Raw genomic sequence first — 19,275 nt, 5'->3', positions numbered from 1 at the left:
ATCACTGTGGTTGCTCTCGACGGGTCGGAGAGACGGAGGTTCCAGTGATACAGCGACTTTCGGCTACGCGAGGGGGACAATGTCGATACCGGTGGCATTTGTTGCGGCGAGTGTGATCGAGGCCGTGGCGATTCACTTCCTGGTGCCGTGGCAGTGGCTTCGCGTCGTGCTGCTCGTTGCAACGGTGTTGTCGCTGATTGCGATTGGCGGTTGGCTTGCCGGACGCGTCGTGCACCCGCATCTCGTCTCGGCTCGAACGGTGGTGTTTCGTTCCGGCACGGGCATTCGAGTCGAGGTGGACCGATCACGGATTTCGCGGGCGAGCATGGTCCGAAGGTTCGGTGAGACAGCAAATGTGATTGTCGACGATCGCTTGGTTCTGCCGGGGCCCGACGGCACTGTCGTGGACATAGACTTCGATCGGCCGCTCTCGGTCACGCTCCCGAAACGGCTGTCGAAGGGATCTCGCTCCACTCTGATCGGTGGGTTGCGGTTGCATGTCGATCAACCCGGCGAATTCTGTGCAGCGTTGTCGCGGGACTGAACTCGCAAAGATCGTCTGGAGTCGGTCAGAGCGGAGACCTCGATGGAAGACCTTCAGGGAAACGGCTCGACAACCAGCCACTGCACCGTGCCGCCGACATTCCACAGTGCATCGGGGTTGTCGAGCGAGGCCGCGTAGGTTGTCGCAGCTCGGTTGCCGGCGATCTCACCGCTCTCACCCGACGGCGGGTTGGGCTCGAGGAATTCGGAGGGGTGCGGCCCTGGCCATGCAGGCACGTCGAACGGGGAAATGCTGGTGTCGATGAGGCCAGGTCGATGCACGGTCACCCGGTCGGGAACTTGCTTGGTTTCCGCCGCCACGGCGATCCCTGGTCCCTCGGCAGCTTCGCCGTCGCCGCTACCGCAGCCTGCCACTGCAAGAACAAGTCCCGTGATTGCCACACCCACTACCGCATGACGTATCCGCACCGTTTTCTCCTAGCCGGGGCTGACCCCGTTCGAACTCCACTATTGCATCTCGCCAACTCCGCGGGATGCGTCTTTCGATAAATGTGGGAAACGCACTGAATGTGCTCGACAGGAGAATTGGATTGTACTGTGAGCCATGCCGACCCTGCTTCGACGTGCATTCAAGATCGGCGCGGTAGCGCTGGCAACGATTGTGGTGGCGGCCTACCTGTATGCGGCCTTCACTTATCGCAGCGCTGATGTCTTTGCGCCGCCAGGGCGCATCGAGGCTCTCGGCCGGACCTACCTGATCAGCAATTTCCCGCCGCGCACTCGTGAAGATCTCGAACAGCGATTCGCGCAGGGCCATCGTGAGCAGTACACCTTGGAACAAGTGAGTTCCGTATTTCCGTGGCGCGCTGTCTACCAGTGGCAGAACGACCAGATCCGCGGCCAGGCGACGTCCAGTGCATACCTGAAATGGGGCGAGACGTACATCAGCTATTCGCTTTCGGGTGGCCCATGATTCTGCGTAGACCGAGTCGAACTCACATCGCTTCGTCTGCTGTCGCTCGTCGTGCTACTGCTGCACCGGACTGAGCCTGCCACCGTTCTTCGATGCGGCCGTACCGCCACACGAGTAGAGCAATCAGCCAGGTGGCGACAAAGAGTCCGACGATGATGAAGCCCATCGCGCCGAGATCCAAGTTCCCGATGGCGCCGAGAAACCCGTCGTGGATGTCGAGTTTGTCGGTGAAGATCGAGATGATTTCCTGGGACCCGATCAGCAGGGCGACTGCCACCGAGAGTCCGGTGATCACCATGTTGTAGTAGATCTTTCGGACCGGCTGAGCAAATGCCCAACCGTAGGCGAAATTCATGAACGATCCGTCGATCGAGTCGAAAAGCGACATCCCGGCGCAGAAGAGGATCGGCAGAACGAGGATCGAATACCACGGGAGCCCTGTCGCCGCCGCGCCGCCGGCGATCACCAACAGCCCGACTTCGGTGACGGTGTCGAATCCCAATCCGAACAGCAGACCGACCGGGTACATGTGCCAGGGCTTGCGAACCATCTTCATCACCGGGCCCAGAATCTTGTTCAGGGCGCCGCGGCTGTCGAGTTCCTTCTCGAGTTGTTCCTCGTCGAAGGTTCCGGCCTTGTACTTCGTGTACACCCGATGAATCCCGATGAGAGAGACAAGGTTCAAGATTCCGATCAAAATCAGGAACGTGCCGGAAATGGTGGTGCCGAACAAGCCGGTCCACTTCTCCAGATCGGAGTTGTCGTCGGAAAGGCTGGTGGCCAGTTGCCGCACACCCAAAGCCAAGAGGGCGACGAGTACGAAGACGATGGTCGAGTGTCCGAGCGAAAACCAGAACCCGACGGACATCGGTTTCTTGCCGTCCGCTACCAACTTCCGAGTGGTGTTGTCGATAGCGGCGATGTGATCGGCGTCGAAAGCATGGCGCATGCCGAGCGTGTACGCCGTGACACCGAGTCCGACGCCGAAGACACTGCCTTCGATCGTGTAGTGGCCGGGGACAACCAGGCCGAGAAGAACTGCCCACCCGACGACGTTGAGCGCTACGACGGTGACGGTCATCCCGATGATGCTTCGACGCTGGCCTCGATCCAGACTGTGCCAAGCACCGGCGATTCGAGTGCCCGTCGTGGTCATTGTCGTGGACATCGAACCTCACCGATCCTTCAGTCGCGGCCGGCGGCCACGCTACTGAAATCGTATAAGTGTTCAACTGTTCAGATAAGCGCCTGGAGGTTACAAATCACCCATCCGGGGGTAAAACTGCTTTGCTCCCGGATGGGAAATGCTCAGGCGAACACGGTATTGACCAGCGCGACGTAGATCGTCGTTCCGACGACGATGCTCAGGACGGCATTCTTTCGCCAGAGGTGCGCGGCGATCGTGGCGCACACTGCAATCAGTTCGGGTAGGCCGTGAGAAGGGGCGGTGATCGACACCCCTTTGAGTGAATACATCACGAGGATCAACATGACGCCTGCCGGCATGTAGATGCCGAGGTAGCCGACCAGGGCGGAGGAGCGCAGCGGCATGAGCGCGGCGAAGGGGATTGCGCGCAGCGCGAAGGTGACCACGGCCATGACTGCGACCGCCGCAAAGATGTACGAGGTGTCAGGCATCGATCTTCGCCTTTCGTGAGTCGTAGACAAAGCGCCCGATCAGGAAGAGCACGAAGGCGCCCATCGCAATTGGCAGCATGTGGTCCGGCGCTGCGAGCCGGGCGACCAGAGCGCAGGTGACCGCGGCGACCGGCACCGCGAATCCGTTTTGTGCGCGAATCGCTTCGATCGAGAGGACGACGAACAACGCCGTCAGGGCGAAGTCGAGGCCGACGATCGAGTCCGGAATCCACTGTCCTGCCGTCGCGCCCAGGATCGCGCCACCGATCCAGTAGCCGTGCAGGTACAGCTGGGAGTAGACGATGACGCGTCCGGTGAGTGCCTTGGGATCGGCAGTTACCGACATCGCATAGGCCTCGTCGGTCAGCGCGAACATGCTGTAGAAGCGGGCGAAGGGGTTGCGAATCTTTTCCAGCGGAAAACTCAAGGCGTAGAACACATGTCGAAAGTTGACCAGCAGTGCGGTCAGAGCGACGTACGGCAGCGGTGTCATGGCCGCGACCATTCCGACCGCGAGAAACTCCAGCGATCCTGCGTAGATCAGCGAGGTGAAAGCGACTGCCCACCAAGGGCTGAGCCCTTGTTGGACCACAAGAACGCCAAGTGCGATCCCGAGTGGGAGCAGGCCGAATCCAACCGGTAGCGACAGCTGGAAGGCGTGCCGCCACGCCGGGGTTCGCGGTGGGAGTTCGACGGCCGGTGCGGCCGTCGACGATGCTGGTTCGATCACGACGCAAATCTATAACAAAGATCGAGGTGATCGATTGCTCAGAATGCCCACATATTGAACAGTGCGCAATAATAGTGCGATGGATGCCATGGATGACGCAATTTTGTTTCACCTACGCCAGGACTCGAGTTTGACCAACACCGAGTTGGCGGATCTGGTGGGTCTGACACCCTCACCTTGCCTGCGTCGGGTGAAGAAGCTCGAAGCCGACGGAATCATTACCGGGTACCGGGCGATCGTCAGTCAGGAAGCGCTCGGTCGAGGATTTCAGGTGATCGTCACCGCCGAGATCGGAGTCAATGACCAGGCCACCATCGAGGACTTCGAATCCCAGGTCGCCGCCTTCGACGAAGTGATCGAATGTCGGCGGTTGTTCGGAATTCCCGACTACTTCATTCGGGTCGCGGTGAAAGATCTCGCGACGTATGAGAACTTCATGGTCACCAAGCTCAGCGGGCTTCCGGCTGTCTCGCGGGTGACATCGTTGATCACCATGAAGACCATCAAGAGCGTCGACTGACTCCCGGGCTCGGCTGAACCTTCACTAGGTGTCGGTGGTCGGCGTTAACGTCGGAACATGGGATACGAATTTCAAGTCACAGTAGATTCGGCACATCCGCACGAACAGGCGAAGTGGTGGGCCGCAGCACTCGGGTGGGCAGCGGAGCCCAGCGACGAAGACTTCATCAGGGGCCTCGTCGCCGCTGGTCACGCCAAGGAATCCGACACCACGACATTCGAGGGAGTCCTCGTCTGGCGCGAAGGTGCGGCCATCAGCGATCCGGAGCATCCCGAACGTCCCCGCGTTCTGTTCCAACTGGTTCCGGAATCGAAGACGGTGAAGAACCGGCTCCATTTCGACATACGAGTGGGCGACAAGCGCGAGGATGTCGCAGCGCACCTCGAGACGGTGGGGGCGACGATCCTGCACCGAGGAGCGCAGGGGCCGAGCGTGTGGATCACGATGACCGATCCCGAAGGAAACGAGTTCTGCGTCAGCTAGCGGTACGAACTCGGAGTGTCGCCGGTCCATCGTTTGAAGGCCCGACGGAAGGCGCTGGGCTCGGAGAACCCCAATCGCGCCGAGAGTACTTCGACGGATTCTCCGCGCCGCAAACCAGCGATGGCTACGTCGCGGAGCACTTCCTCGCGCAGTTGATTGAGTGATGTTCCGTCACGCCGCAGCAGTCGACGCAGATGGGGAACGCTGATCGAGAGCATCTCCGCGATCTCCTCGGCCGTGGAGGTTCGCCCCTTCACCCCGAGTTCCAGGACCCGTCGTACCTGCGCCGACGCAGTGCTGTCGTAATCACGTTCGGACATGAGCTGAATCGGAGATTCTCGGAGGTACTCCTCCAACGTCTCCTCGGTTTGGATGATCGGTGCACGCATGGCCGAGTTGTCGAACTCCAGTGCCGCGCGCTTCGCGCCGAAGGTGACCGGCGCTCCGAAGATGTAGTCGTAGTCCTGCGCCAACCGTGCATCCGGTGCCGAGTACGGAAACTCGACCGCCCGAAGTCGGACGCGCTTTCCGATCAACCATGCGGAAAATCGGTGCAGCAAGATCAGGACGAAATCGGTTGTGACACGTTCTGCGACATCAGGTTCGGCGACGCCTTCGCGAGCTCGGACAGCGAAACTCACCCGAGTGCTTTCCTCGCCCTTCTCGATCGACAGTGGGGCCAGAGCCGGTAGCGCACGGATCACGTCGGACATTCGAGCGAAGGCCGATCCGAGATCAGGGCAATGGATCAACGTCAGGCAGATCAATCGGAAAGTGCCACGGGGGACCGGGGCGGATCCGAGGCCGAACAATTCGTCGTCGGTGATCTGCCAGGTGGATTGGATGAACGTGGTGACCTGAGTCGGGGTCAGCCGGGCGCGCGGGTCGGACAGTGTCTCGAGGTCGATCCCGGCAGCGCGCAGTGCACCCGACAAGTCGACGTCGTTGTCCGGCGAGAACGCGAGATAGCGGTGGACGAATGCGGTCGGGATGGTCCGCGCTGTCATGGGTGCGCTGCTCCTTGGAGCAGGTGGAGACGGCGTGCAGCTTCGGACAGAATGTGGTCCTGCTTGCAGAAGGCGAAGCGCACCAGGTGCTTCCAATCGTCGCGGTTGTCCGCGAACACGTCGACCGGAACGGCCGCGACGCCGATCCGCTCGGGCAGTGCGCGGCAGAAATCTCCCGCATCGGTTTCGCCCAACGGTCTGATGTCGGCAAGGAGGAAGTACGTGCCGCCACCGGAATGCACCGTGAAACCGGCCTCGGTCAGAGCTTTACCGAGCACGTCGCGTTTGCCTTGCAAGCTCTGTCGAAGTTCGACGACCCACGGCTGTTCGTTGGTGAGCGCGTAGGCAACGGCCGGTTGGAACGGTGCACCGGCAACAAATGACATGAACTGCTTGGCGGCACGGACTCCGTCGATGAGTTCGCGCGGGCCGATCGCCCAGCCGGTTTTCCAGCCGGTAACATTGAAAGTCTTTGCGGCACTGGACACCGTGACGGTGCGCTCACGCATGCCCGGGAGCGACGCCATCGGTGTGTGGGTGAGGCCGTCGAAGACCAAGTGCTCGTAGACCTCGTCGCTCAACACGATCAGGTCGCGTTCGCACGCGAGTTCGGCGATCGCTCGAAGTTCGTGATCGGTGAATACGGTGCCGGTGGGGTTGTGAGGACTGTTGACGATCAGCATCTTCGTCTTGGCGGTGATCGCGCCGCGCAATGCATCGAGATCGACCGCAAATCCGTCTCCCGCGGTTACCAACGGAACTGTGCGACGTACAGCGCCTGCCAACGCGACGGATGCAGCGTAGGAGTCGTAGTACGGCTCGATCAGCACTACTTCTTCGCCGGGTTCGACCAGTCCGAGAATCGCAGCACTGATCGCCTCGGTGGCGCCGACGGTGACCAGAACTTCGGAGTCGGGATCACTGTCGAGTCCGTAGCGGATGCGCCGATCCTCCGCGATGGCCTGACGCAAGACGGGCATGCCCGGACCGGGCGGGTATTGATTGACGCCCTCGGCGATGGCTCGGCGCGCTACCTCGAGCATGGCCGCAGGACCGTCGGTATCCGGAAAGCCCTGACCGAGGTTGACCGCGTCGTGAAGTGTGGCCAACGCTGTCATCTCGGCGAAGATCGTGGATGCGAACGGCTGCAGACGCGAGACGGTGCGGTTGCGGGGCGTCGAAGGCATCTTTGCAGCTTAGTCGGCTGACACCGCATCCTCACATCCGCTCGGACGCGGTGCTTGTCACGTTTGAATCGCCGCCATCGTCCAACTCTGTAGAGAGCATCGAATCCGGTGCCCCAGAACATACGGAGGCTTGCCATGACTCGCATTCCCGCAGTGACACCGTCAGAAGCCAGTCCGTTGATCAAAGTGGCATACAAATTCGCCGCCAGGCAGTACGACGAAGTCCCCGAGCCCTTTGCCGTCCTGGCCAACCATCGGAAATTGTTCGTAGCGGCTGCCCGCCACGAAATGGCTGTGCAGAAGGCGTCGAAGGTGCTGCCGTCGAACATTCGTGAACTGGCCGTCTATCGCGTCGCCTGGACTGTCGGCTGCTCGTGGTGTGTCGACTTCGGGACGATGCTCTCGCGCTTGGACGGTTTGGACATCGACAAGTTGAAAGAGATCGCGAACTACCGGGATTCATCGAAGTACAGCGAAGACGAGCGGGCCGCGATCGCCTACGCCGACGCCATGACCGGTGACCCCCATGGGGAGAACGGGGTGACGGACGAACAGGTCGCGGATCTCGAGCGCAGGTTCGGGCGAGCGGGCGTCGTGGAACTGACCTATCAGATCGGGCTCGAAAACATGCGCGCCCGGATGTATTCGGCGTTGGGGATTACCGAGCAGGGGTTCAGCACCGACTCCTGCCGTGTGCCCTGGGCAGAAGAATGATGCGCTGATTCGTCTACGGCAACTATCGACAATGCTCCGCAGATACGTGATCATGATTGACTAGTTCACGCATCTGCGGAGCATTTCGGCTTGTTAGGTCCGCACTTGCGACCTACGATCACCTGGTGCCCAACATTCGAATCCGCGAAGCTGCCGGCCTGCTCGGTGTCAGTGACGACACCGTCCGGCGGTGGGTCGACGGTGGGCTTCTCACCGCGACGACGGACGACTCCGGCCGCAAGGTCATCGACGGTGCCGAGTTGGCGGGCTTCGCCCGGTCCAACGCCGGACCCGCACCGGCCGATCCGCTCACGGGTGCGAGTTCGGCCCGCAACCGGTTCGCCGGCCTCGTCACCAAGGTCGTCACCGACAAGGTGATGGCTCAGGTCGAAATGCAGTGTGGGCCCTTCACTGTCGTCTCGTTGATGAGTACCGACGCGGTTCGGGAGCTCGGACTCGAGGTCGGGAGTATCGGAGTCGCAATCGTGAAGGCCACCACGGTCATCGTGGAAACGCCGTAGTTTTTGAACATACTGGAGGAAATTCGTGAAGCGTGTAGTCGGACTTGTTGCAGCAGGTGCCTTTTCGCTTGCCCTGGTGACCGGTTGTAGTTCCTCCGACAATTCTTCGTCGGAGACGTCGTCGGCCGCTCCGACCACAACCACTTCCAGTGATAGTGCCACGGGAAGCATCACCGTCTTCGCAGCGGCGTCACTCAAGAACAGCTTCACCGAACTCGGCAAGGAATTCGAGTCCGAGAACCCCGGTTCATCGGTCACATTCAGCTTTGCCGGGTCCTCGGACCTCGTCGCTCAGATCACCCAGGGCGCACCGGCTGACGTGTTCGCCTCGGCTGACGCCGCCAACATGACCAAGGCCACAGACGCCGGCGTCGTCGCGGGGTCGCCCTCGGACTTCGCGAGCAACACCTTGACGATTGTTGTGCCGCCGGGCAATCCGAAGGGCATCGCGTCGTTCGCCGATCTGGCAAAGGAGGGGACGCAACTGGTGATCTGCGCTCCGCAGGTCCCTTGTGGCGCGGCTACGAAGAAGGTCGAGACGGCCACAGGCGAGACCCTCTCGCCTGTCAGCGAAGAATCGTCGGTGACCGACGTTCTCAACAAGGTGACGTCCGGGCAGGCCGATGCCGGCATCGTTTACGTCACCGACGCGAAGTCCGCTGGTGACAAGGTTCAGACCGTCGCGTTCCCGGAAGCCACCACGGTGGTCAACCTGTACCAGATTGCGGTGCTGAAGGATTCGAAGAATTCGGAAACGGCAACCAAGTTCGTCGATCTCGTGAAGGGCCCCAAGGGCTTGGCAGTTCTGGGTGACGCGGGATTCGCTGCCCCGTGACACACCTAAGACCGGCGGTCCGGGCTCCGCTCGGGTTGCCGGTATGGATTTACCTTCCCGCGCTGATCGGCGGGGCGTTTGTCATCGCTCCCTTGGCCGCGATGCTGGCCACCGTGCAGTGGTCGCAGTTCTGGGAACTCGTGACTTCCGAATCGTCGGTTGCCGCGTTGAAACTGAGTTTGAAGACAGCAGCGATGAGCACGCTGCTGTGCATCCTGTTCGGCGTACCGATGGCCGCGGTGTTGGCGCGCAGTCATTTTCGGGGACTGTCCGTTCTTCGATCCTTGATTCTGCTCCCGCTGGTTCTGCCGCCCGTGGTGGGCGGTATCGCGTTGCTGTACACGTTCGGGCGCAAAGGGTTGATCGGTGAGCAGTTGGAAGTGCTCGGCATCCAGATAGCATTCTCGACAACCGCGGTGGTCCTGGCGCAGACGTTTGTCGCGCTACCGTTCCTCGTCGTCAGCCTCGAAGGTGCGCTACGCACTGCGGGCACACGATACGAGGCCGTAGCCTCGACGCTCGGAGCCCGCCCGACCACCGTGCTTCGCCGGGTGACTTTGCCGCTGGTGCTTCCCGGTCTGGTGTCAGGGGCAGTGCTGGCTTTCGCTCGCGCACTGGGGGAGTTCGGTGCAACGCTGACGTTCGCGGGAAGTCTGCAAGGGGTCACGCGTACTCTGCCGTTGGAAATCTATCTCCAGCGTGAGACCGATCCGGATGCAGCGGTAGCGCTTTCGCTGGTGTTGGTCGTAGTCGCGGTGGTCATCGTGGTTGCGGTGCGTGGACGAGGATCGGCGGGTTCGTTGTGAGTGGCCTCCACGTCGACATCGAGATTCCGGAGCGCGACGTCGTTGCGACGTTCGACGTCGCGGCCGGTGAGGTGACCGCTGTCCTCGGACCGAACGGCGCAGGCAAGTCGACGGTACTGGCGGCGGTTGCCGGACTACATCACCCGCGGCGTGGGTTGATCGAACTGAATTCCCGCGTTCTCACCGATACCGGTAGGGGAGTCGCGTTGGCGCCGCATCGGCGCGGCACTGCTCTACTCGCGCAAGAGGCACTTCTCTTTCCCCACCTCAGTGCGGCCGCGAACGTGGCGTTCGCGCCGCGCAGTGCAGGGCGGTCGCGTCGCGATTCCGCCGATTCCGCGCGCCACTGGCTCGACGCAGTCGACGCCGCCGAATTGGCTGACCGCAAGCCGTCACAGCTCTCCGGCGGTCAAGCGCAACGAGTCGCAGTGGCGAGGGCATTGGCTGCCGAACCCGAACTACTCCTGCTCGACGAACCGATGTCTGCGCTCGACGTCGCCTCCGCCCCGGCATTGCGGTCGTTGCTGCGTAGAGTGCTCCGAACAGGAGATCGCACGGCCGTGCTCGTCACGCACGACGCTCTGGATGCGCTGGCCCTTGCCGACACCGTTGTCGTGCTGGACGGCGGCCGGGTCGTCGAACGTGGTGACGTACGAACAGTTCTGACTCGCCCGCGTAGTGCATTTGCAGCACGCATCGCAGGGATCAACTTGCGCAGCGGCACGATGGCCGGAGACGGAATGCTCAGAAGTCCGGCCGGGGTGGATATCGCGGGCCAGACGGAGACCGACCTACCGGCCGGCAGTGCCGCCGTGGCAGTCTTCGAGCCGCGAGCAGTGTCGGTCTACCTGGATCCGCCTCACGGGAGCCCACGAAACGCGTTTGCGGTCACGATCGCGGAGATCGAAAATCGAGGCGATGTCGTCCGAGTCCGAGCCGAGGACGAAGCCGGCCAGCCGGGCTTGTCTGCCGACATCACGGCGAGCGCAGCGGCCGAGCTCGATCTGGTTCCGGGATCGGCCGCTACGTTTGTGGTCAAGGCCACCGAGACGCTGATCTATGCGCAGGGCGCAGGCTCGTAGACGTCCTCTACGACCGAATCCGCATAGAGGGCTGCAATTTCGGACGCGTACTTCTCGGCTATCGGCTTGCGCCTGAGCTTCATCGTCGGTGTCAGCTCGTCGCCGCCTGGCTCCCAGAACGTGGTGAGTACGTGAAACCGCTTGATCTGCTCGGCCCTCGACAGACGCGAGTTTCCCTCGGCGACAGCAGTTGCAACGATGTCGACGATCCGAGCGTCCTTGGCGAGTACCGCGGCCTCGGCCGCAAGTCCCAGTGAGCGTGCCCCTCCGACCGCGGCGTCGGCGCTGAGAGTGATCAACGCTGTGTTGAACTTTCGGCCGTCTCCGATTGCCACGACCTCACCGATCAACGACGACGACGTCTTCACTGCGGTCTCGATGGCAGCGGGGGACATGTTCTTTCCCGACGCATTGATGATCAGCTCCTTCTTGCGATCGATCACCGTGAGGTATCCGTCTGCGTCGGCCGTGACGATGTCTCCGGTCGAAAGCCAACCGTCTGCACTGATCGCTTCGGCCGTTTTTGCCGGTTCGCCGCGGTACCCCTTCATGACCAACGGTCCTCGAACCAGTAGCTCACCGTCCGCCTCGATGCGCATTTCCATGCCTGGAAGCAACTTTCCGACCGTTCCCAGCTTGGTCGGCTCGGCCGGTGCGGTGCTCGCAATGCATGTCAGCTCGGACATTCCCCAGATCTCCGAGATCGGAACTCCCAGGGCTGCAAAGAATGCCAAGGTGTCCGGCGGAATCGGTGCGGCGCCAGAGATGGCCCACTTCAGTTCGGCAAAACCGAGTTTCGCACGCAGAGCGGAGAGGACCATTGCATCGGCTCGGGCGTAGTCCGCTTCCAGTTCGGCGGGGACTGTTTCACCGGCTCGCAAGTGTGCGAGCCGAGTGCGACCGACGTCGAGTGCCCACTGCAATGCCACTCGCCGCGCGTCGTCCGGTTCGTTGGCGACGGCCGATTCGACTGCAACCTTCAGCTTTTCCCACACACGGGGGACGCTGCCCCAGATCGTGGGGCGACAGTCCGGAAGCGCAGCCGCTACCTGGCTCGGATCCGGCACGACAGTGATCTGGGCGCCGAACACCATTTGCATGTACAGGCAGGTGAGCCGATCGGCGATGTGCGCCGACGGCATGTACGAGGTGATGCGGTCACCGAACTCGACGGGGAGTACAGCACTGACGGCGGTGGTTTCGAACAACAGACAGGCATGAGTCGTCTCGACGCCCTTGGGGTTGCCGGTCGTGCCGGAGGTGTAGATCAACGTGGCGACGTCGTTCGGTTTCACCGCACGCCAGGTGCTCTCGAAATCGAAATCGGCGGCAGCAGAGGACTTCATCTGCTCCAGCGTCAGGGTGCCGGACTGCTGGGCAGACGGTTGCGCGTCGACGACCACGATCGTGTCGAGTGTGGCACCGGATCGGCGAACGGTATCCACGTACTGGGCCTCGCAGACGAGCACTCGCGCACCGGAATTGGCGAGGATGTACTGGATGGCTTCGGGTGCCGACGTGTTGTAGATGGAGAAGGACGTCGCGCCGAGGTGTTGGGCGCCGACGTCGATCGGGTAGAACTCGATGCGGTTACTCATCATCAATGCAACCGTATCGCCATGTCCCACGCCGATTCCGGCCAATCCCGCGGCAACATCGCGAACCTGTTCGCCGTACGCGCGCCACGTCAGTGTTCGCGCATCGCCGATGTCTCGCAAAGCCACCGCGTCGGGCGCCACCGCCGACACTCGCTGGAAGGCTGCACACAACGTAGTCATGATGTTCTCCTGGATGCCTTTGGCAGGGCTGATGCATTCGTCGGGGCCGCAGCGGTGGTTCTGTCTTCGAGTTCGCGGATCAGGTCGTGTGCCTGTTTGTCTTTTGCCAGGTAACCGTCGGCAAGGACATTGATGAATCCGCGTCCCCACGCCCAGGGTTCCCAGGCAGCGGGGGCAAGGGTCCGGGCGGCGCGGCGCGCGATCGCGTCGGCGATCACGGTGGCGGCACGGTCCGGGGAGATTCGATGACGGAGGGGACCAGGTAGTCGAGCGTCGAGTTTGCGCCCGATCTCGTCGTCGTCGAGTGTTGCGCGTGCAAGTTGTGTATCCACCATCCCGAAGTACGCGATGCCGGCAGTAGCGCCGTAGCCGGCAACCTCGAGACGCAGCGCCCGGCCGAGCGCTTCGACCCCAGCCTTGCTGATCATGTACGAAGCGCCGCCCAAACCGGGGGCGAACGACGCCGCCGATGACACGACGACGATGTGCCCACTGTTGCGGATCACCTCGTCGATGGTCGGATGCACGGTGTTGAAGACGCCGGTGAGATTGACGTCGAGCACACGATCGAAGGCGTCGGGATCGATCTGGCGCAATGTTGCCGGGGGAGGGGTGATTCCGGCGTTGGCCACCACGACGTCGATTCTGCCCAGCTGCTCGATGATCGTTTGCACGGCTGCGGTCATGCCGTCCCGATCTCGGACATCGGCCGTCACCGTCACGACTCGCTGTGACTCGAATGAGCGCTCGGCCGTTGCCAATGAACTCTCGTTGACGTCGACCAGTGCCACGGTGGCCCCACGCCGGTGGAGAGTGCGCGCCAGCGCTGCACCGATACCGTCGCCTCCACCGGTGATCAGTACGACCTTCCCGGCGACGTCGTAGTCGAGTCGGCGTCCGGGCAGTGGAATGCCCAGATCGCGGACTGTTCCCGCAATTGCGGACAAGCGTCCCGTCATTGCTTCAGTGCCTTCCGTGTAGCGCGCGGATGAGAACCTTGACCAGCCAGTCGATTCGGGCGGTCCTTCGAAACGTCGTCAGTGGTAGGGGCGAACGGAATCGTTGCCGAGTCGTCGAACGAGCGTAGGTGAACTCCTTCAGACCATCTGGGCCGTGAACGCGTCCGAAACCAGATGCTCCGACCCCACCCAGTGGCAGGTTGGGAACCGCGGCATACATCACGTAAGAGTTCACCGACGCTCCTCCGGATCGGAGCCGATCGGCAACAGCCGCTCCGTCCTTGCCGAACACGCTTGCTCCCAATGCGTATGGCGACGCATTGACCAACTCCACCGCCTCGTCCATCGAGGCGACCTTGGTGATCGTCATCGTCGGGCCGAAAGTTTCCTCCGTGACGGCGAGGCTGTCTTCGGGGACGTCGACCATGATGGTCGGTTGCACGTACTGGCCGGAGATCGAGCCGAGCCCTCCGAGAACGACACGTCCACCCCGCGACATCGCGTCGTCGATGTGGCGCCGGATTACAGCCACTTGCGAGGGCATGGTGATCGGACCGATCTTGTCTTCGGCACCCGGACCCGCATGAACTCGGGCAGCCAAAGTGATTGTCTTGTCGATAAACTCGCCGTAGACATGTTCGTGCACGTATACACGCTCGACGCCCAGACAGGTTTGACCGGAGTTGGACAATGCTCCCCACACCGCAGCATCCGCGGCGGCACCGACATTTCCGTCGGCATCAAGGATGAGCGCGTCCTTACCACCACATTCCATCAACACCGGTGTGAGGGTCTCGGCGCACGCTGCCATGACTTTCTTGCCCGTCGCGGTCGATCCGGTGAACCCGATCTTGTCGACACCGGCCAGGCACAGTGCCGCGCCGACCGAACCATCGCCCGTGACGACCTGCAGCACAGGATGTTCAGGGACGACCTCGGCGAAGGCGCGGCCCAACCATTGCCCGACTGCCGGTGCGAACTCACTCGGCTTGTAGACCACGGCGTTGCCTGCAGCCAGCGAGAACGAGAGCGAACCGAGTGGGGTGAAGACCGGATAGTTCCACGGACCGATCACACCGATCACCCCGAGAGGTCGATACTCCACCGAGGCGGCCTGATTGACCGTCAACAAACTGGAGCGGACGCTGCGCCTGCCCAATACCTTTCGGGCATTCTTCGACGCCCACGCGAGATGTTCTAGTGCCATGGCGATTTCGAGCATTGCGTCAGGGTGCGGCTTGCCCATGTCCCGGTGCACGACGTCGGCGAGTTCGGATGCGCGACGAGCGATGATTCCTCGCCACCGATCCAGTCGACGAGCGCGTTGCTCGAATGTCAGTTCTGCCCACCATTCGGAAGCAGTACGGGCGTCGCGCACTGCCTGTGTCACTGTGTCGTCGGACGCCTGTGTGGTCGTGTCGATCTCGGTCGCCGTCATCGTGGAGTTCCTTGAAGTGTGTGGTGGACGGCGCCGTCGGCCCAGCCGCGGGTGACGCGTTGGAGGATCGGTCGGGACAGAGTCAGAATGGGGGCGAACCACGGCTGCGCTTGCACAGCGAACGTCCAGGTGAGGCGGCTGCCAGTCGAAGTCGGTTCCAACACCAGATCTTCAGCGAAGCGTTTGAACCCCGGAAGTGACGCCGACTCCACGTAGAACGACATCCGGCGCCCCTCGTCCCAGCGGAAGAATCGCTCGTTCAGTGCAGCAAAAGCGCCGGCTCGCACGGTTCGCGTAGTCCCGACGCCGAATGGTCTGTCCGAGGTCCAGTCGGCTCCGGTGATCCCGTGCGCCCACGACGTGAGCGCTCCGTCCGAGGTCAACGTCTGCCAGAAGCTTTCACATGTCGCTTCGGATTCGATCCGGTGAGTGATCACCAGCGGAGCGGAGCGGATGAAGGCTGCGTCGGCCGCAGAAAGAGAGAATTTTCCCTTCACAGGTCCACCACCAAAGACCCACCGGTGGAACGTGATCGACAGGTCAACATCGAACCAGTACGTTCGGATTCGGTGAGGAGGGTGTCTCGATGCTCGACGGTCCCGGAGAGCACCCGGACCTTGCATGTACCGCAGAAGCCCTGTTGGCATGAATACGCTACTCCGGGAAGTACGCGTCGTATTGCAGCCAATGCACTTTCGGACTCGCCCACATCGACGGTGAGACCGGTGCGCGCCAGATGCACCGTGAACTCCTTGCCGTCGACTACCGGGAGTGGGGAGAACCTCTCGCTGTGCACCGATCCGGTCGGGTTGGCGGCGAAAGTTGCCGCACGCACCGTGTTCATCAGCGGAACCGGTCCGCACGTGTACACCGCGGCACCTGGATCCGCAGCAGCGACGAGTGTTCCGATATCCGTCGGACCCAGCTCGTCGTCGGGTCGGATGGTTACCCGGCCGCTGGAATACTCCTCGATCTCGTTCAGGAATGGCATAGCTGCCCGAGTTCGTCCGAGATAGTCCAATCGCCACGGGACTCCGCGGCGGTGACAGCGTTGCACCATGGGAAGTATCGGAGTGATCCCGATTCCGCCCGCAACAAAGAGGTACGACGGAGCAGTGACAAAAGGAAATGCATTCCGCGGCCCTCGTACGTCGACAACCATTCCGGGTTTCAGCGACTCGTGTATCTCGCGGGAGCCACCCCCGCCCTCGTCGATCCGCCGGACGGCGATCCGATACGAGGTCAAGTCGTCGGGGTCTCCGCACAACGAATACTGTCGTTGCCTTCCCGAGGGGAGAATGACGTCTAGGTGAGCGCCGGGAATCCACGACGGCAGGGTGATTCCTTCCCTCGGGGTCAAGGTGACACTCAGGACGTCTGCGCACTCGAACCGGACGGACTTCACGTCCAGCGTCATGTCGAATCCGCTGTAGCGGACCGGGTTGGGACGCGAAAATATCTGCGCTGCAGGACTTGACGCAAAGATTCGACGGTATGCGCTCGTCGCCTGTGCGGCAATCCTCAACGACCGGGTCGGTGTGAAGTCTTGTGCGTCGTGAGGACGGTCGGCAGTGGTCTTGTTCATCCTTCACTCTTTTCGGAAGAACGATTGGCGGCAGGTGAGCGAGCGAGGTAGCGCATGGCTACGTCCATGTCCCCGATCTGGGACGGATGGAAGCTCGGCCGCAGATACGGAGGAATCTCGGTGATCAGGAATTTCATGTTCGGGACCAGGCCGCGGCGAGTGGCGCTGATCAGTTGCAGAGGCCACAGGCGGCCCTTCGCCTTCGACGGGTCCTGCCGGAAGAGGTAGTTCATCGAGGCGATGAACAACACGAACAACGTGAAGCTGGCGAGCAGCGCCGTGCGAACGCGGCGGGCGTAGCTACCGTCCACGTACATGTAGGCGTCGAAGGCCACGTTGCGGTGCTCGACTTCCTCGGCGCCGTGCCACTTGACCATGTCGAGCATCGTCGGGTGCATGCCGGCATCTTCGAGGGCGGGATCGGTGAGCAGCCATTCCCCGACCACCGCCGTGTAGTGCTCCATCGCGGCAAACAAGCCGAGACGTTCACAGAGCCAGGCGTGCTTGGCTTTTCCGGTCAATCCTTTGTCGCCCAATATCTTGTCCACGAGCCAGTCCATCCGGCGTGACATCGGTTTCATGTCCATGCCGAGGTCCGCAAGATGCTCGCGTGCACCTTTGTGCGACGACGCGTGTGTTGCTTCCTGGCCGACGAATCCCACCACCTCTTCGTGCAGGCGGGGGTCCTCGATGAGTGGGAGCGCTTCGGCGAGCGTTGCGGACATGGCCCGCTCTCCCTCGGGCAACACGAGATGCATGAAGTTGATGACGTGGGTGACCATCGGTTCGTTCGGCACGTAATGCAGTGGTACGCCGTCCCAGTCGAATTCGACGTCACGGGCGGCGATCGCATGTGCTTCGTCGGTGTAGCGGCGCGCGCCGGACGGTGCGACGACGGGTGTGCCTCGGAAGGCGTTGATGCCGAGCATTATCGGCTCCTCACGGTTTCTCGGGCAGTGGTGAGTGATTCGGACGAGACGGGTTGTACTTGCGCGTAGTGAGCGAGGTCGGCTCGTTTGGTCCTGGTGCGGAAGGATCGGTTGAATCCTGGATAGAAGGTGTAATTGCGGCCGCCGTCGACGAGGTAGTAACTACTGCACCCGCCGGCGTTCCACACGCTGGTGGCGAGTCGGCGGTCGGTCGCGCGCACGAACTCTCTCTGCACGTCTGCCCGGACGTCGATACTGCCGATGCCGCCCTCGTCCATTTGAAGAATGCAGCTCACGATGTACTCGACCTGCGCTTCGATCGTGACGACCTGCGAGGTGTAGACCACGGAATTGGGGCCGAGGATCATGAAGAAGTTCGGAAACCCGCTGATGGTGGTGCCGAGGAAGGCCTCGGCACTGCCGTTCCACGTCTGCGCGAGGCTGCGGCCGTCCTTGCCCCGGATGATGTCGAACGACGGGTTGTCTCCCATACGAAAGCCGGTTCCCATGACTATGGTGTCGACTTCCCGGAAGGCGCCGTCCGCGGTGAGGACTCCGCGCTCCTGCACCTCGACGATTCCGTCCGTCACCACCTCCACATTGGGTGACGCCAGCGCGGGATAGTAGGTGTTCGAGAACGTCGGACGCTTGCATCCGAATGCGTAGTGGGGGAGCAGCTTTGCGCGAAGCTCCGGGTCCCGCACCTGCCGGCGAAGGTGTGCTCGGCCGAGTGCGGCCAGCCCTTTGAGCAGTGACGGCTTGTACACGAATCCGGGTACCAGGGCTTCTTGGAGCAGGTCAAGTCCCTTGCGTGCCAGTCGTTGGGTGAGCGGCACCCGCTCGAAGAGAGCGCTCGGCCAGCCGGTCATCGGCTGATCCGGGTGCGGCAGGATCCACGTCGGTGTCCGCTGGAACACGGTCAACGTGTCCGCGAGCGGTTGCAGTCTGGGGATGATCTGCACCGCAGAGGCGCCGGTGCCGACCACGGCTATCCGCTCACCGCGAAGGTCGTGGTCGTGGTTCCAGTCCGCGGTGTGGAACATCTGACCACGAAACGATTCGAGCCCGGGAAGGTCGGGTGTGGCGGGGGCACTGAACGGGCCGGTGGCCGCGACCAGGAACTGTGCCTCCCACACGGTTTCCGCAGTGTGTACCCGCCAGATCTGGGCTTGCTCGTCCCACGAAGCTTCTGTCACGTCCTGGTTGCAGTGGAAATGACCGGCCAGTCCGAAGCGATGGACGCAATCCCGGAGATAGTCGTAGATCTCGGGCTGTAGCGGATACAGCCGCGTCCAGTTCGGATTTGGCGCAAACGAGAACGAGTACAGAATCGACGGGATGTCGCACTGTGCACCGGGGTAGGTATTGACCTGCCAGGTTCCCCCGGGCTCCGCGGCACGTTCCAGAACGACGAAGTCGTCGATCCCGGACTGCTTCAAGCGGACAGCCGTTCCGATGCCGCCGAAACCGGCTCCGATGACGACGACTCGTGTTCGGCGAGTTCGAGTTTCCTCGTCACCGGCCGATGGCCCCGAGGTTGGGTCGATGTCGACCATGTGTGACGCCTCCTGATTGGTGCGTGAACA

General features: G+C 62.2%; 22 protein-coding genes. 9 read left to right on the top strand and 13 right to left on the bottom strand.

Going from position 1 to position 19,275, the window contains the following annotated elements:
- The first annotated feature begins 79 nt into the window (after nt 1-79).
- Complete coding sequence (locus QRN54_RS10820; RefSeq protein ID WP_042921731.1) at nt 80-544, top strand: hypothetical protein; 465 nt, start codon at nt 80-82, stop codon at nt 542-544.
- A 53-nt stretch (nt 545-597) separates the two neighbouring features.
- Here QRN54_RS10820 and QRN54_RS10815 read toward each other — a convergent pair whose 3' ends face one another.
- Nucleotides 598-972, bottom strand: a complete 375-nt coding sequence (locus QRN54_RS10815; protein ID WP_063315893.1) for a hypothetical protein — start codon at nt 970-972, stop codon at nt 598-600.
- A gap of 136 nt (nt 973-1,108) precedes the next feature.
- Between QRN54_RS10815 and QRN54_RS10810 the strand changes: the two genes are divergently transcribed.
- A complete protein-coding gene (locus QRN54_RS10810) occupies nt 1,109-1,477 on the top strand; it encodes a hypothetical protein (RefSeq protein WP_042451261.1) in 369 nt (122 codons plus the stop codon).
- Nucleotides 1,478-1,499: 22 nt separating this feature from the next.
- Here QRN54_RS10810 and nicT read toward each other — a convergent pair whose 3' ends face one another.
- From nicT to QRN54_RS10795, 3 genes are all read right to left on the bottom strand, one after another.
- Nucleotides 1,500-2,645: a Nickel transporter NicT gene (gene nicT / locus QRN54_RS10805; protein ID WP_007733551.1), complete on the bottom strand. Its 1,146-nt coding sequence runs from the start codon at nt 2,643-2,645 to the stop codon at nt 1,500-1,502.
- 140 nt (nt 2,646-2,785) lie between these two features.
- Nucleotides 2,786-3,115, bottom strand: coding sequence for a branched-chain amino acid transporter permease (locus QRN54_RS10800; RefSeq protein WP_003940007.1), 330 nt, complete (start codon nt 3,113-3,115; stop codon nt 2,786-2,788).
- Entirely contained in the window at nt 3,108-3,845 is a 738-nt protein-coding gene (locus QRN54_RS10795; RefSeq protein ID WP_003940360.1) for an AzlC family ABC transporter permease, read from the bottom strand. Before QRN54_RS10795 ends, QRN54_RS10800 begins: the two co-directional genes overlap by 8 nt.
- Nucleotides 3,846-3,924: 79 nt before the next feature.
- Here QRN54_RS10795 and QRN54_RS10790 point away from each other — a divergent pair, with 79 nt between their 5' ends.
- Both QRN54_RS10790 and QRN54_RS10785 read left to right on the top strand, forming a co-directional pair.
- Entirely contained in the window at nt 3,925-4,365 is a 441-nt protein-coding gene (locus QRN54_RS10790; RefSeq protein ID WP_020970517.1) for an Lrp/AsnC family transcriptional regulator, read from the top strand.
- A 57-nt stretch (nt 4,366-4,422) separates the two neighbouring features.
- On the top strand, nt 4,423-4,848 hold the full coding sequence (locus QRN54_RS10785; RefSeq protein WP_003940409.1) for a VOC family protein: 426 nt from the start codon (nt 4,423-4,425) through the stop codon (nt 4,846-4,848).
- Here QRN54_RS10785 and QRN54_RS10780 read toward each other — a convergent pair.
- Both QRN54_RS10780 and QRN54_RS10775 read right to left on the bottom strand, forming a co-directional pair.
- On the bottom strand, nt 4,845-5,855 hold the full coding sequence (locus tag QRN54_RS10780) for an AraC family transcriptional regulator (protein ID WP_003940556.1): 1,011 nt from the start codon (nt 5,853-5,855) through the stop codon (nt 4,845-4,847). The genes QRN54_RS10785 and QRN54_RS10780 overlap by 4 nt on opposite strands.
- On the bottom strand, nt 5,852-7,042 hold the full coding sequence (locus tag QRN54_RS10775; RefSeq protein ID WP_003939670.1) for a pyridoxal phosphate-dependent aminotransferase: 1,191 nt from the start codon (nt 7,040-7,042) through the stop codon (nt 5,852-5,854). Before QRN54_RS10775 ends, QRN54_RS10780 begins: the two co-directional genes overlap by 4 nt.
- 135 nt (nt 7,043-7,177) lie before the next feature.
- Here QRN54_RS10775 and QRN54_RS10770 point away from each other — a divergent pair, with 135 nt between their 5' ends.
- From QRN54_RS10770 to QRN54_RS10750, 5 genes are all read left to right on the top strand, one after another.
- The gene (locus tag QRN54_RS10770) at nt 7,178-7,756 is read left to right on the top strand and encodes a carboxymuconolactone decarboxylase family protein (RefSeq protein WP_007733549.1); all 579 of its coding nucleotides are present in this window, start codon (nt 7,178-7,180) and stop codon (nt 7,754-7,756) included.
- 125 nt (nt 7,757-7,881) lie between these two features.
- A complete protein-coding gene (locus tag QRN54_RS10765) occupies nt 7,882-8,277 on the top strand; it encodes a TOBE domain-containing protein (RefSeq protein ID WP_003940157.1) in 396 nt (131 codons plus the stop codon).
- Nucleotides 8,278-8,302: 25 nt separating this feature from the next.
- Entirely contained in the window at nt 8,303-9,112 is an 810-nt protein-coding gene (modA, locus tag QRN54_RS10760; RefSeq protein ID WP_042451258.1) for a molybdate ABC transporter substrate-binding protein, read from the top strand.
- Nucleotides 9,109-9,918 (top strand): ABC transporter permease, encoded by an 810-nt coding sequence (locus tag QRN54_RS10755; protein ID WP_020970514.1) that lies wholly within the window; start codon nt 9,109-9,111, stop codon nt 9,916-9,918. Before modA ends, QRN54_RS10755 begins: the two co-directional genes overlap by 4 nt.
- On the top strand, nt 9,915-11,000 hold the full coding sequence (locus tag QRN54_RS10750; protein ID WP_285182013.1) for a sulfate/molybdate ABC transporter ATP-binding protein: 1,086 nt from the start codon (nt 9,915-9,917) through the stop codon (nt 10,998-11,000). Before QRN54_RS10755 ends, QRN54_RS10750 begins: the two co-directional genes overlap by 4 nt.
- On the opposite strand, the gene fadD11 is transcribed toward QRN54_RS10750, so the two are convergent.
- From fadD11 to QRN54_RS10715, 7 genes are read right to left on the bottom strand one after another with little or no spacing between them, the layout of a single operon-like run.
- A complete protein-coding gene (gene fadD11 / locus QRN54_RS10745) occupies nt 10,976-12,778 on the bottom strand; it encodes a fatty acid--CoA ligase FadD11 (protein WP_064073967.1) in 1,803 nt (600 codons plus the stop codon). The genes QRN54_RS10750 and fadD11 overlap by 25 nt on opposite strands.
- A complete protein-coding gene (locus QRN54_RS10740) occupies nt 12,775-13,737 on the bottom strand; it encodes an SDR family oxidoreductase (RefSeq protein WP_064073968.1) in 963 nt (320 codons plus the stop codon). Before QRN54_RS10740 ends, fadD11 begins: the two co-directional genes overlap by 4 nt.
- A 4-nt stretch (nt 13,738-13,741) precedes the next feature.
- Entirely contained in the window at nt 13,742-15,175 is a 1,434-nt protein-coding gene (locus tag QRN54_RS10735) for an aldehyde dehydrogenase family protein (protein ID WP_047270965.1), read from the bottom strand.
- Nucleotides 15,172-15,672 carry an SRPBCC family protein gene (locus QRN54_RS10730; RefSeq protein ID WP_285182012.1) on the bottom strand — a complete coding sequence of 167 codons (501 nt, stop codon included), beginning with the start codon at nt 15,670-15,672 and terminating at the stop codon, nt 15,172-15,174. The genes QRN54_RS10735 and QRN54_RS10730 overlap by 4 nt, the downstream gene beginning before the upstream one ends.
- Complete coding sequence (locus tag QRN54_RS10725) at nt 15,669-16,760, bottom strand: PDR/VanB family oxidoreductase (protein WP_063315897.1); 1,092 nt, start codon at nt 16,758-16,760, stop codon at nt 15,669-15,671. The genes QRN54_RS10730 and QRN54_RS10725 overlap by 4 nt, the downstream gene beginning before the upstream one ends.
- Nucleotides 16,757-17,689, bottom strand: coding sequence for a metal-dependent hydrolase (locus QRN54_RS10720; RefSeq protein ID WP_003940129.1), 933 nt, complete (start codon nt 17,687-17,689; stop codon nt 16,757-16,759). Before QRN54_RS10720 ends, QRN54_RS10725 begins: the two co-directional genes overlap by 4 nt.
- Complete coding sequence (locus QRN54_RS10715) at nt 17,689-19,245, bottom strand: flavin-containing monooxygenase (RefSeq protein WP_054782246.1); 1,557 nt, start codon at nt 19,243-19,245, stop codon at nt 17,689-17,691. The genes QRN54_RS10720 and QRN54_RS10715 overlap by 1 nt, the downstream gene beginning before the upstream one ends.
- Nucleotides 19,246-19,275: the final 30 nt, after the last annotated feature.

Origin of the sequence: Rhodococcus sp. MEB032, from assembly GCF_030208925.1 — a bacterium.
GTDB lineage: Bacteria > Actinomycetota > Actinomycetes > Mycobacteriales > Mycobacteriaceae > Rhodococcus_F > Rhodococcus_F qingshengii.
This window is presented reverse-complemented; position numbering and strand designations above follow the sequence as displayed.